Here is a 12,769-nt window from a genome sequence, read left to right as displayed (position 1 = left end):
CCGTTTGCCGGCCATTGTGGAGCCACAACTTCCGATAACATCCATATAAGCGCTCAAACGCCCTGATGGGAGCAGTCTCCTCGCTCCCATCAGGGCGTTTCCTCAAATATTCGCTTCCAGTTTTTGTTTCATGCTCCGGTAGGCGGACTGCCACAGCTCCGCTTCGGTGGAGAACCTTGCGGTCAATGTCGAGACCTTTTTGATGAAGCTGTCTTTGTAGTCAGGATTTTCTTTATCCGGCAGACCTGACATGACAGCATCGACCTCCTTCTGCACGAATTCTGAGCGCGGCCCCCAGTGTGTGACTTCCTCCCCATTTTCATCGATGAAGATGACAATCGGGATGGAGCGGGATTTGCCATCGGTCAAATACTGGTCCATGAGCTCCAGGTTGTCATCCCTCATCAGCATGCGGACTTCCATATCACTCTTCTCCGCCAGATGCAGAAGCACCGGTGTATTCATCATCGCATCGCCGCACCAGTCTTCTGTGATCACGATGGCGCGCAGGTTTTTATCCTCAATCCTTCTGAAGAAATCCCCGTCATCGGGTATCGCAAAATTATTGAAGACGTTCTCCAGATTCTCCTTATGCTTTTCCATGCTGCTGATATAGGTCTCTGCGCTCATCGCCTTGTCAAACCAGTCATCCAGTTCTGTCATCACAATACCTCCAACTGTATATTCTTTCATCAGTTCAACCCTATCATATCAGCGGCTTCTTACGGCCGGTTTTGCTTTTGGCATAATTTCATGTTGTGTTTTTCACATTTATATCCTAACCTTGAATAAACACAGAAAAGGAGGGAGTCGCTTGCACGATAATTCCAGACATATACAGGGCCTGATCTTCGTCATCATAGGCGCGGCGCTGTGGGGTATCGGCGGCACTGCAGCGGATTACATATTCAGGCATACACCTGTAGCTGTCGACTGGTATGTCACTTTCCGTCTGACAGCGAGCGGCATCATACTGCTTTTTGCCTATGCCCTCTTCTCGAGGAAACAGCAGCCCGTCCGGATGGACCGGAAGACATTCGGCATGCTGTTCGTCTACAGCCTGCTCGGGATGACGATGGTCCAATATTCCTTCATGGCCGCAATCGGCCACGGCAACGCCGCCATCGCGACGGTACTGCAGTATACCGGGCCGATATACATCATCCTGTGGCTTATCATCCGCAAATACTCAAAATGGTCCCGTGCCGACGGATTGATCATCATCGGCATGATCACGGGCGTCGTACTGCTCGCAACAGGCGGCGATCTCAGCAGGATGGCCGTCTCCCCGGCCGCCCTCATCTGGGGCCTGATTTCAGGTATTGCGCTCGCCTACTACACACTGCATGCACAAAAACTCCTGTACCGCCTCCACCCGCTCCAGCTGGTCGGCGGTTCGATGCTGATCGGCGGCATCACCATGAACTTCATCCATCCGCTGTGGGATTTCGACCTGGATTTCGACTGGACATTCAGCCTCGCAGCCATACTGATACTCTCCGTCCTTCTTGGAACGACACTCGCCTTCCTGCTCTACATCAGCAGCCTGAAGCATCTGTCCTCCAGGGAAGCCGGAATACTCGGCATCATCGAGCCGGCCTCCGCCGTCCTAAGCTCTGTCATATGGCTTGATGTCAGTATGGGCATTTACCAGGTCACCGGGATCATCATCATACTCGGCATTGCCATATACATCTCAACCGGCCGCAAAGGTTAGAATCCATCCGGGAACCAGGCGGGTGGATTCGTGTCGGATCATATGAAGATCCCAAGTCCAACTGCCGTTGTCATCGCCAGGAGCAGCAGCTTCTTCTCGACAGCAGTCACCGCCTCCGGATCTGAAAGGTCCATCTTCACAATCATGTAGATGCCGGATGCAGCAAGGACGATCACCATGATACCTGCAACCGGTCGCGTCAACATCATCGGGAGTGCGAACAAGCCGATGAACGCGAGATACAATATCGCCGGATAGCGTGCCCCACGCAAGCCGAACATATCCGACGACCATACAACACTCGTCCTTTTGACCGGGGTGGCCTTTTGATCCGCTTCCATGTCCGGAATGTGATGCACCATCACCCAGCTCAAACACCACAGGGCGTTGATGAATGCGTTCTGCCATCCCCATGCCGGAATCGCCTCCAGCATCAGCCACGGAGCGGCAACGCCGAGCAGCAGCATCGAAGGGAACAGGCTCAGCCACTCTCCGGCCAGCGGTATGTAGGCAAATCTGAACGGCCGGAGTGAATACGATGCCGCGCCCCATATGCCGACCGTGATGAGTATCGCCAGTTCCGCCTGTCCCAGGATTGCGAGCAGAAGTGCAAGGCCCGCGAGGGAAACTGTAAGGGTCAGGGCGATCTTCCTGAGCTGTCCCACACTCATGACACCCGACTGGATCACCCTGCTGCCGCCGGACAAAAGCGCCGGGCTGTGCTGATCTGTGCCGGATTCAAAATCGGTGATGTCATTGAATACATGCGTCAGTGCCCCGTGTATCAAAAAGGCCCCGAGCATGAGCAGCGCGAGAAGAAACAGCAGCCTCCACATGGAAAACTCATAATGGATAAGAAGAGGCAGCCATGTTGAAATGACCGTCACCACACTCGATGCAGCCACCGCCACCACCCGCAGGAGCATCCCCACCCCTTTGAAACCTGAAGCATTCTCTCCGGTCATACCATGCAGCCCCTTCTAAACTGACTTATCATGCAGCACCACTTTTGTTAAGCCCGCCGCTTCATCAATCGCCTTCTTCCACTTTTTCCTGCCGTTGACTATATATTTCAGCACTTCCCCATCATTCAGTGTCACTCTGACCTCATTCGGCAACGGAATGAAGCCGTACGCCATCGTAGTACTGATTTCGACATTATCAATATCTTCAAGTTCCACTGTGCGCTCCGTCCTGTGGAATGCTGAAAAATTGGGTACATGATGCAGCGCCGTCCCGGTCAGATACAGTTTTCCCGGAATCGGCCGCAGTCCTTTCCACAGATTTCCGTTGCCGGCTTTCAAAGTTTTAGATTCCATATGATAAGTTCCTCCGAGTCAAAATTAACTTAAGCCAATTATACGCACAAAAAAGTCTCCGGCACAACTGCGGACGGAGCACTTCCGCCCTGCTCCGGTCATTCTGACTTGATACCTGCCCCGCAAAGCGGGATGACCAGTGTCTCATCTTCCGTTTTCCCGTATTTCAAATATCCGGCATAATTTGCCGCGCTGGTCACTTCGACATAGAATCCCTTTTCGCTCATTTCCCGGCGGGCCCCGGCAATCTCACTTTCCTCCACTGATATGAATTCACCGCCGGTTTCCCGCACTGCTTCAAGTATCTGCGGCGCGCGGGCAGGGGCAGCAATCGCGATACCTTCTGCAAGCGTACCGGAATTCTGCACAGGTGCCGCCACACTCTCACCGCATTCGAAAGCCTGTGCAAGCGGCGCACAATTTGCAGCCTGGACAGCCACTATTTTCGGCAGCCTTTCTATCACACCGCTGTCCATGAGCTCTTTGAACCCGTAATATGCACCGAGCAGCAAAGTGCCGTTGCCTACGGGGACAATCAGTGTGTCAGGTGCTCCCCTGAGCTCTTCGAAAATTTCAAATGCATATGTTTTCGTCCCTTCATAGAAGTATGGGTTGTATACATGGCTCGCATAGAAAACACCCTCGCCGGCCACCGCCTGCTGTGCAGCTGCAGCAATGTCCTCACGGGTGCCGTTTATCTGTCTGATCCCGGCTCCGTGTGCCTTCATCTGGGCCACTTTCTTCGGTGACGTGGCATCACTCAAATATATATCACAGGCGATGTTGCAGCGGGCGGCATATGCAGCTATGGCGGTACCGGCATTTCCGCTGCTGTCTGCAATGACCTTACATGCCCCGAGCGCATTCGCCTTTGCCATCAGTACCGCCGCACCACGATCCTTGAACGACAATGTCGGCATCATATAATCCACTTTTACATATGTGACCCCTGGCGTGTCATCCAGCACAATAAGCGGCGTCTGTCCCTCGCCCAATGTAACAGGGCTCCATTCCCCATGCTCAAGCGGCATGGTTTCTGCATACCTGAAGATGGAAGCCGGATATTCCGGCCATGCAGCCGGGTCTATATTCCCCCTGTCAAAGTCGAGGTCAAGCATGCCGCCGCAGCCGCACTTCCACCTGGATAACTTGATCTCATGCACAGTACCGCAGCTGGCGCAAATATATCGTGTCCTCATTTAACCTTCCCCCTGCAGTCGATTTCCAGTTCACGCACCACTTCTCCATCTTCTATAAGGAAGGCGCTCTCGTGCAGATTGGAGACCGGGCATATATGGTTTGGAATGATCCTTACCTTATCCCCGATTTCAACCTGCCTGCTGAACGATTCATCATAAATGATCGCATGTTCATCGAACACACTGTCGATGTACACTCCCTCGAACTCTCTGATCACCCCGAGCCCCTCCGTCGCCGTAATCCCCTTCGTACGCGTCTGCATCGTAATACCTTTCGCACCGACATCAGTGATTACACGCGCGTGAGTCGGTTTGCTGATGATGGTCGTAAGCACAGTCGCCGCACTGGAATCGAAATTACCGATGACATTCGACTGGCCCGCGTCCATGAGAATGTATGTCCCGGGCCGGATTTCAGTCACGCCGTCCGGAATATCGAACCCGAGTATAAAGGGTGGCGTAGAGCCGATACTGACTGTATCCACTTCAAATCCCGCCTCGGATGCCATGCTCGCAAAGCGGATTGTTCTCTGTGCGGCTTCTTCATAGAGATATCTCACTTCATCAGCTGTTTTTGCCTTGTATGTATGCCCGTCATGGGAGAATACTCCTCTGAATTCCACATTCCTGCTCTGTCTTACCGCCTCGAGCAACGCGCTGTAATACTTTTCCTCTATGACGCCGGAACGCTTCTCACCCACTTCGATCTCAATCAGCACCTGTGCCTTTTTGGGTGCCCCTTCAAAGACACGCTCAATTTCATCCACCTGAAAAATCGAATCGATGCCGAAAGATATATTAATGGATCCAGCAAGTGCGCGTATTTTTGACAGCTTCTGTTCACCGACGATTTCATTGGCGATGAATATGTCGGACAGACCAGCCGATGCCATCACTTCCGCTTCCCCCACTTTCGCGACAGTGATGCCTGCTGCACCGGCCGCCTCCTGCATTTTGGCGAGTGAAGACATCTTGTGCGTCTTCGTATGCGGCCGGATCCTGACTGCGTTCCTGTCCGCAAAACTCTGCATGCTGTCAATATTCTCCTCCATGATACTCTTGTCGATCAGGAGTGCCGGCGTATCCAGTTCAGTGTAATGCATGAAACCCCTCCAATTGTTAGAATATTCCCTCTTAATTATAATCGATTCAGGATGTTTTTGTTAAATGAGACTCAGCCACCGGCATAAAACACTTGACTCACTAATTAACATAATAAGTAAATCGAGTTTCATAAATATTCCCAATAATATTACATTTATTTTTCAGTCTGATTAACAGCATGTTAAGAATTGATCTGAAGGCTAAATTGAACTGAAAATATTTGTACAAAGTGTTAACGTTGGGCCGTACCATTTTTTATCAAAAACTATAAAGGAGAGACATTACGACCTATGAGGAACACAATCAAATCATTGTCTGCAGCACTTTTTACACTCGCAGTCGTGCCCTCAGTACTATTTTTGAGTGCCAATGCGAATACTGCCTCAGCGAACGGCTCACATAAAGATTCTCTGCCGGAAGATCTGCACCCGACCATCGAAGCAAACGCTGAAGCGCTGAAGCAGAAAGCTGCCAGGCAAGGAATCGTCATCCGCTTCACCGAAGGCTTCCGCTCTTTTGAGCAGCAGGATGCACTCTATGAACAGGGCAGAAGCGAGCCGGGAAATATCATTACTTATGCCAAAGGCGGAGAATCATACCATAACTACGGGCTTGCTGTGGATTATGCAGTAGAGAACGGCAACGGTGATGTCACATGGAACCTCGAATACGATGGAAATGGTAACAGTAAACCGGATTGGTTTGAAGTTGGAGATATGGCCAAGGAGTTCGGCTTTACATGGGGGGGAGACTGGGAAAACTTTAAAGACTACCCTCATCTTCAGATGGAATTCGGTCTGTCCCTCTCAGATCTCCAAAATGGATATCTGCCGGGATACAACCACTACTTCAATTCTTAAAAGCAACATTCAGGCTCCCTCAGTCAATTTGAGGGAGCCTTTTGATTACAGCATGGCTTGTCCTGTTTCATAATATTCCCGCCAGACCGATTCGGGCATCATCTCTCCTCCGGTGCTCCATGCAATATGAACGGTATGTCTGCTGCCGTTCCGGACGACAGCCGGGCCCATGAAGCCGGCAAGCGCAGACGGCTCCAGTTTGAACCCTTCTGTAATACGGGCCAGGGCAAGCATCCTGAACAGTTGGTCGTCACTTACTGTATATACTCCTGCGACCAGCCCTTCAAGCAGTCTGCCGACGAAACCGGAGGGCCTGCCGACCGCAAGGCCGTCTGCTGCCGTCTTGTTGTCGAGCCCGAAGTCAGCCACCGACAGACGGTCATGGTAACCGGTCATCATGCCGATCAGCATGCACGGGGAATGCGCCGGTTCGGCAAAATAGCAATGGACATCATCCCCGAAAATGACTTTCAGTCCGAAGGCGATGCCTCCGGGACCGCCGCCCACACCGCATGGCAGATAGACGTTGAGGGGATGGTTTACATCCACCGTAATATTCTGTTCAGCGAGCTGCTCTTCCAGTCTCGCCGCCGCAACAGCGTAGCCGAAGAACAATGTCTTCGAATTCTCATCATCCACGAAATAACTTTTTGGATCCCGTTCACTTTCAATCCTGCCCTGTTCCACAGCTTTGCTGTAGTCATCGCTGTGCTCGACTACATTGACACCTTTTGAACGGAGCATATCCTTTTTCCAGGCTCTGGCATCATCGGACATGTGGATTGTCACATTGAATCCGAGTTCCGCACTCATGATGCCGATGCTGAGGCCGAGATTCCCCGTGGAGCCGCAGACGATCGAGTACTGTGAAAAATACTCTTTGAACCTGTCTTCGGCGAATACGCTGTAGTCATCGTCCTCACTGATCATGCCGGCAGAAAGCGCCAGGTCTTCAGCCCTCTTCAGCACTTCATAAATACCGCCCCGTGCCTTGATTGAGCCTGATACCGCCAGCTTGTCATCCTCTTTTACAAAGAGCGCTCCTTCCAACGGTACCCTGGACATTTCTTCAAGTGCCTTCTGCATGTCCGGCGCCGCCGTCAGAGGAGATTCGATGATGCCGCCCCCACTTTCTGTTTCCGGGAAGACCCGGGCAATGTAAGGAGCAAAACGCCTGAGGCGCGCTTCTGCTGCCAGTATATCTTCCTTGCCGAATGGCAATGCCCTGATGACTTCATCTGCTCCGTAAGCCTTGCCGCTTTCCCATAGTACAGGTTCATACCCCCTTATCAGTTCAAGGTGGGGATACTCGGCCTGCCACTGTTCCAGCGTCTTTCCGTCGATCATGTATCATATCCCCTTTCAGTGATGTTACAGGCCAACTATATCAAAAAAACGCACCGGTTTATAAATAAAGACCGGTGCGGACCATTGTTCGATATATTTTAGATCAGGGTATCATATACCTCTTTGAGGATTTCATGATTCGGCTTTGAACCCAGGTTTTTGGCGATGGTACCCCTGACATATGATTCGCTCATATGGTTTTCGAGCTCGGCGACGGACTCCTTGCTGCCGACCAGGTAGGCACCTTTCAGTTTACGTCCTTTCAGCTCCTTGGAGAGCTCCTGTGCGAGATCCCTGTACCAGCGGTGCTGATTCTCATCAAAGCGCCTCTGGAATTCATCCTTGCCGTGGCCCCTCTCGCCCGGCTGCACAGCTTCCTGGTAATCCACCCAGCTCTGCCGTTCCAGATTCCAACTGAAATACTTTTCGTCCTGGATCGTGCCAAGTTCCGTCTCGAGGAAAGTGACATCAGCCTGCTGGACGACGATGATCGCCGTTTCAGGGAATTTCTGCTCCAGTTCCTCCACCTGCTGTGTATCCGCAGTGTGGTCCCACCTGATGGAAGTCATCACCGGCACCTGGAGTATGCGCTCACGCCAGAGTTCACCGTCCGCAGAAGCTATGAGAATGAGCCCCCGCTGCATCTCCTTCTGCTTCGCATAGATCTCCGTTTCAGCTTTATCCAGGAGATTCTTCAGCGCTTTCAGCTCTTCTTGGTCACCCTTGTTCTTCACCTGTTCCTTCAGTTCCTTCATCCCGTTCTTCAGGTGGATTTTCCACTCTCCATTGGCCTGGTTACGATCCGTGACGTCGGTATTCAGGTATAGCGACAGAATCCCCGTATCATCATTTTTTGCTTTGATCTTCTTAATGTTTTCGACTACAGACATATGCATGGTTCCTCCTCTTCGTATTCACGTGGGGCAGGAGCGGGGCAGTTTACATGAAAAAATCAAGTTTCATATAATCTACCCTCTGTGGGCCGGACAAAACATATACTCGAGTCCCTCAATCTTCATCCATCCGTTATTCCCTGGTTGTCCACGCGGCATCATTCACAAATTATCCATTCCAGCCCTATGCCCCAACTGTTATAATGAAAAACAGAGCTTTTTATAAAGAATCGAATGAGGGAATATTCTTGAAGAATGGACAGAAGATATCCGGACAGAGAACAAAAACGATTTCCGGATTTTTAATCAATATCAAATATCTGCTGAAAGGCAAGGTGCTGGTGGCGAATGTGCTGCCGGTCTTCACCGCCTACTGGCTTGCCCTTTACTTCAGCGGCGAAAGTTTCACAGAACATATCACACTGTTCCTGCTGACCATCATGGGGAGTACGATCGTCATATCCGGTGCGCTGATGCTCAACAATTGGTATGAGGCAGACCTCGATCTAAAGATGGACCGCACCAGGAACCGCCCGACTGTCACCGGTGCGTTTTCACTGAAATCAGTACTTTGGGCAGGAAGCATAACATCCGCCATCGGGATGGGCATGATGCTGCTCACGACTTTCGAAGCTTTCATCTACTCTTTTCTCGGCTGGTTTTTCTACGTCGTCCTCTACACATTCTGGTCAAAGCGCAAATACACCATAAATACGATCATCGGCAGCATCTCCGGTGCATTCACCCCGCTTATCGGCTGGGCGGTGATTGCACCCGCAACCCATATCATCCCGATTGCCCTTGCCTATCTGCTGTTCATCTGGCAGGTGCCGCATACACTGGCAATTGCTATAAAAAGGCTTGAAGATTACACGCGCGCCGGCGTGCCGATGCTCCCGGTGGTTTCCGGTACGAAGACGACCATCCGGCAGATGCTGATCTATACGGTCGCGCTGCTGCCCTTCCCTTTCCTGCTGCTCAACAGCATGGGCGGCATCTTCTTCACCGTTGTGCTCTTCATGACCATCGTCTGGATCATACTTGTCGCCGCAGGCCTGAGAACGACAAGGCTCGGGAACTGGGCACAGGTGAACCTGCGTTTTTCCATCATCTACCTCGTAACCATCTCTCTTACGATGATCATGCTGACCGCTCCGATTGTATACTGATATCGCCTGAGGACTTCTCCTGGAGAAGTCCTTTTTCAATGCCATAAAAAACTCCTGTCCCGGAACCGGGACAGGAGCTGAGAAATATATTAGCCGATGGAACCTTCCATTTCGAAGGAGATCAGACGGTTCATTTCGACCGCATATTCCATTGGCAGTTCTTTTGTGAATGGCTCGATGAAGCCCATGACAATCATTTCTGTCGCTTCTTCCTCACCAAGACCGCGGCTCATCAGATAGAAGAGCTGCTCTTCGGATACTTTGGAGACTTTCGCTTCGTGTTCTAGCGAGATGTTGTCGTTCAGAATCTCGTTGTACGGAATCGTGTCCGAAGTGGATTCATTATCCATGATCAGAGTGTCACACTCGATGTTTGACCGTGCGCCTTCAGCTTTTCGGCCGAAGTGGACAATGCCGCGGTAGGATACTTTACCACCATTTTTAGAGATGGATTTCGACACGATCGTAGATGAGGTATTCGGTGCAAGGTGCATCATTTTCGCACCTGCATCCTGGTGCTGACCTTTGCCTGCAAGCGCAATGGAAAGCGTCATTCCACGTGCACCTTCGCCTTTTAGGAATACGGACGGATACTTCATCGTCAGTTTCGAACCGATGTTGCCGTCAACCCATTCCATCGTACCGTTCTCTTCGACAAACGTACGTTTCGTAACAAGGTTATAAACGTTGTTTGCCCAGTTCTGGATTGTAGTATAGCGGCAGTATGCGTCTTTCTTGACAATGATCTCAACGATTGCAGAGTGCAGTGAATTCGTTGTATAGACCGGTGCTGTACAACCCTCTACATAGTGGACGCTTGACCCTTCATCACAGATGATGAGTGTACGTTCAAACTGTCCCATGTTTTCAGAGTTGATGCGGAAATACGCCTGCAGCGGTGTATCCAGTTTTACGCCCGGAGGGCAGTAGATGAATGATCCGCCGGACCATACTGCCGAGTTGAGTGCAGCGAATTTGTTGTCTGTAGGCGGAATCACTGTTGCCCAGTGCTCTTTGAACAGATCTTCATTTTCACGGAGCGCGGAATCCGTATCCTTGAAGATTACACCTTTCTCTTCGAGGTCCTGTTCCATGTTGTGGTATACAACCTCGGATTCATACTGTGCAGAAACACCTGCAAGGTATTTTTGCTCGGCTTCCGGGATACCCAGTTTATCAAATGTGCGTTTGATTTCGTCAGGCACCTCATCCCATGAACGTTCTGCCATTTCTGATGGTTTTACGTAGTACGTAATTTCATCAAAATCAAGCTCTGAAAGGTCGCCGCCCCACATTGGCATTGGCATTTTATAGAAATGCTTCAGGGATTTGAGACGGAAGTCAAGCATCCACTGCGGCTCTTCTTTCATATTGGAAATTTCGCGGACAATATCTTCTGTCAGACCGCGGTCAGAACGGAAAATCGATACGTCTTCATCATGGAAACCGTATTTGTAATCGCCGACTTCTGGTGCTTTCTTAGCCATATCAATCACTCCTTTTTTTATTCGCTGGCGGATTCCCTGACGCCTTTTTCAAGTGCTTTCCACGTCAGTGTTGCACACTTGATGCGCGCAGGGAACTGGTTCACGCCGGCCAGCGCCTCGATATCACCCATATCGTCGGTGATATCATAATCTTCGCCCAGCATCATATTGCTGAATTCATCGCCCATTGACAGGGCCTTTTCAAGCTTCTGACCAGTGATCGCTTCAGTCATCATCGAAGCGCTGGCCATAGAAATGGAGCAACCTTCCCCTTCGAATTTAACATCTTCGACAACATCATCCACTACATTCAAAGTAAGCCTGATCCTGTCTCCGCAAGTCGGGTTGTTCATATCTACAGTCAGAGTACCATCTTCAATGACCCCCTTGTTCCTCGGGTTCTTGTAGTGGTCCATGATTACTGAGCGGTAGAGCTGATCCAGATTGTTAAAATTCATAAGAGAAAAACTCCTTCGTACGTTTAAGGCTTTCTATGAAACCATCTATTTCCTCTTTGGTGTTATATACATAAAAGCTGGCTCTTGCTGTTGATGAAACATCAAGCCATTTCATCAGTGGCTGTGCGCAGTGATGGCCGGCACGGACGGCAATGCCCTCCGTATCGAGTGCTGTCGCAAGGTCGTGCGGGTGGACGTCCTCCATGTTGAAGGTGATGAGTCCGGCACGTTCTTTCGGACCGTAGATTTCGATGCCTTCAACTTCACTCATGCGCGCGTAAGCATAGTTCACCAGTTCCTGTTCATGGTCCAAAATCGCATCCGGACCAATCTCCGTGATGTAATCAATCGCTGCTGAGAGGCCGATCGCTTCTGCAATCATCGGCGTACCCGCTTCGAATTTCACAGGCAGGTCCGTCCATGTGGACTCCCTCAGATCAACGAAATCTATCATATCTCCACCGTATTCGATAGGCTCCATTTTATCAAGCAGGCCGCTTTTTCCATAGAGTACACCGATGCCCGTCGGACCCAGCATCTTATGTCCGCTGAATGCGTAGAAATCGACATCCAGATCCTGGACATCCACCGACATGTGCGGCACAGCCTGAGCCCCGTCGACAGAGATATATGCACCATTCCGGTGGGCTGTTTCAGCGATTGCCCTGATATCATTGATTGTGCCCAAAACATTGGACACGTGTGTAATCGCAACAATCTTAGTACGCTCCGAAATGACCGCTTCAACACTTTCAGGCTTGAGGGTGCCATCCGCCTCCATCGGGATGAAGACAAGCTCTGCACCGGTGCGCCTGGCAAGCTGCTGCCATGGGACGATGTTTGCATGGTGTTCCATTTCAGTCACCACAATCTCATCGCCCTCGCCGACAATCATGTCACCGAAGCTTCGTGCCACCAGGTTGATTGCTGCAGTGGTTCCCCGCGTGAATACTATTTCCTCATACCTCTTAGCATTGATGAAGTTCTTAACCTTCATACGCGCCTGTTCATAACCATCTGTCGCTTTAGTTCCAAGTGTGTGTACCCCGCGGTGTACATTTGAATTGTACTCACGGTAGTAATCATTCATCGCATCGATGACTTTTGCCGGAGTCTGGCTGGTTGCAGAAGTGTCAAAGTATATGAGGTCTTTCCCGTTTACCTTCTGGTCCAGGATTGGGAAATCCTTTCTGATATCGATTGCATTCATTCGGGA

13 protein-coding genes are annotated in these 12,769 nt (G+C 50.8%); 3 read left to right on the top strand and 10 right to left on the bottom strand.

Annotation, left to right across the window (positions count from 1 at the left end; all coding sequences use genetic code 11):
* Nucleotides 1–102: 102 nt before the first annotated feature.
* The gene (locus C792_RS0102965; protein ID WP_017547955.1) at nucleotides 103–663 is read right to left on the bottom strand and encodes a thioredoxin family protein; all 561 of its coding nucleotides are present in this window, start codon (nucleotides 661–663) and stop codon (nucleotides 103–105) included.
* 151 nt (nucleotides 664–814) lie between these two features.
* On the opposite strand from C792_RS0102965, the gene C792_RS0102960 reads away from it, so the two are divergent.
* Complete coding sequence (locus C792_RS0102960; protein WP_017547954.1) at nucleotides 815–1,717, top strand: EamA family transporter; 903 nt, start codon at nucleotides 815–817, stop codon at nucleotides 1,715–1,717.
* A 38-nt stretch (nucleotides 1,718–1,755) separates the two neighbouring features.
* Here C792_RS0102960 and C792_RS0102955 read toward each other — a convergent pair whose 3' ends face one another.
* The 4 genes from C792_RS0102955 to C792_RS0102940 form a co-directional block, all read right to left on the bottom strand.
* Complete coding sequence (locus C792_RS0102955; protein WP_017547953.1) at nucleotides 1,756–2,682, bottom strand: prenyltransferase; 927 nt, start codon at nucleotides 2,680–2,682, stop codon at nucleotides 1,756–1,758.
* Between the two features lie 15 nt (nucleotides 2,683–2,697).
* On the bottom strand, nucleotides 2,698–3,036 hold the full coding sequence (locus C792_RS0102950; protein WP_017547952.1) for a PH domain-containing protein: 339 nt from the start codon (nucleotides 3,034–3,036) through the stop codon (nucleotides 2,698–2,700).
* Between the two features lie 98 nt (nucleotides 3,037–3,134).
* Nucleotides 3,135–4,235, bottom strand: a complete 1,101-nt coding sequence (locus C792_RS0102945; protein WP_017547951.1) for a pyridoxal-phosphate dependent enzyme — start codon at nucleotides 4,233–4,235, stop codon at nucleotides 3,135–3,137.
* The gene (locus tag C792_RS0102940) at nucleotides 4,232–5,338 is read right to left on the bottom strand and encodes an alanine racemase (protein WP_017547950.1); all 1,107 of its coding nucleotides are present in this window, start codon (nucleotides 5,336–5,338) and stop codon (nucleotides 4,232–4,234) included. Before C792_RS0102940 ends, C792_RS0102945 begins: the two co-directional genes overlap by 4 nt.
* 291 nt (nucleotides 5,339–5,629) lie before the next feature.
* Between C792_RS0102940 and C792_RS0102935 the strand changes: the two genes are divergently transcribed.
* A complete protein-coding gene (locus tag C792_RS0102935) occupies nucleotides 5,630–6,199 on the top strand; it encodes a M15 family metallopeptidase (RefSeq protein WP_017547949.1) in 570 nt (189 codons plus the stop codon).
* A gap of 45 nt (nucleotides 6,200–6,244) precedes the next feature.
* Here the strand turns inward: C792_RS0102935 and C792_RS0102930 are convergent, their stop codons facing one another.
* Together C792_RS0102930 and C792_RS0102925 are read right to left on the bottom strand one after the other, a co-directional pair.
* Nucleotides 6,245–7,546, bottom strand: a complete 1,302-nt coding sequence (locus tag C792_RS0102930; RefSeq protein ID WP_017547948.1) for a D-serine ammonia-lyase — start codon at nucleotides 7,544–7,546, stop codon at nucleotides 6,245–6,247.
* Nucleotides 7,547–7,644: 98 nt separating this feature from the next.
* On the bottom strand, nucleotides 7,645–8,436 hold the full coding sequence (locus C792_RS0102925; protein ID WP_017547947.1) for a VLRF1 family aeRF1-type release factor: 792 nt from the start codon (nucleotides 8,434–8,436) through the stop codon (nucleotides 7,645–7,647).
* Between the two features lie 251 nt (nucleotides 8,437–8,687).
* Here C792_RS0102925 and cyoE point away from each other — a divergent pair, with 251 nt between their 5' ends.
* Nucleotides 8,688–9,608: a heme o synthase gene (cyoE, locus tag C792_RS0102920; RefSeq protein WP_017547946.1), complete on the top strand. Its 921-nt coding sequence runs from the start codon at nucleotides 8,688–8,690 to the stop codon at nucleotides 9,606–9,608.
* An 89-nt stretch (nucleotides 9,609–9,697) separates the two neighbouring features.
* Here the strand turns inward: cyoE and sufB are convergent, their stop codons facing one another.
* From sufB to C792_RS0102905, 3 genes are read right to left on the bottom strand one after another with little or no spacing between them, the layout of a single operon-like run.
* Nucleotides 9,698–11,095 carry a Fe-S cluster assembly protein SufB gene (gene sufB, locus C792_RS0102915; protein ID WP_017547945.1) on the bottom strand — a complete coding sequence of 466 codons (1,398 nt, stop codon included), beginning with the start codon at nucleotides 11,093–11,095 and terminating at the stop codon, nucleotides 9,698–9,700.
* A 17-nt stretch (nucleotides 11,096–11,112) separates the two neighbouring features.
* Nucleotides 11,113–11,553: a Fe-S cluster assembly sulfur transfer protein SufU gene (sufU, locus tag C792_RS0102910; protein WP_017547944.1), complete on the bottom strand. Its 441-nt coding sequence runs from the start codon at nucleotides 11,551–11,553 to the stop codon at nucleotides 11,113–11,115.
* The gene (locus C792_RS0102905; protein WP_017547943.1) at nucleotides 11,543–12,763 is read right to left on the bottom strand and encodes a cysteine desulfurase; all 1,221 of its coding nucleotides are present in this window, start codon (nucleotides 12,761–12,763) and stop codon (nucleotides 11,543–11,545) included. The genes sufU and C792_RS0102905 overlap by 11 nt, the downstream gene beginning before the upstream one ends.
* Nucleotides 12,764–12,769 lie beyond the last annotated feature (6 nt).

Source organism: Salinicoccus carnicancri Crm, assembly GCF_000330705.1.
GTDB classification, from domain to species: Bacteria; Bacillota; Bacilli; order Staphylococcales; family Salinicoccaceae; genus Salinicoccus; species Salinicoccus carnicancri.
The sequence above is the reverse complement of the archived record's forward strand: the minus strand, read 5'-3'. Positions and strand labels throughout refer to the sequence as shown.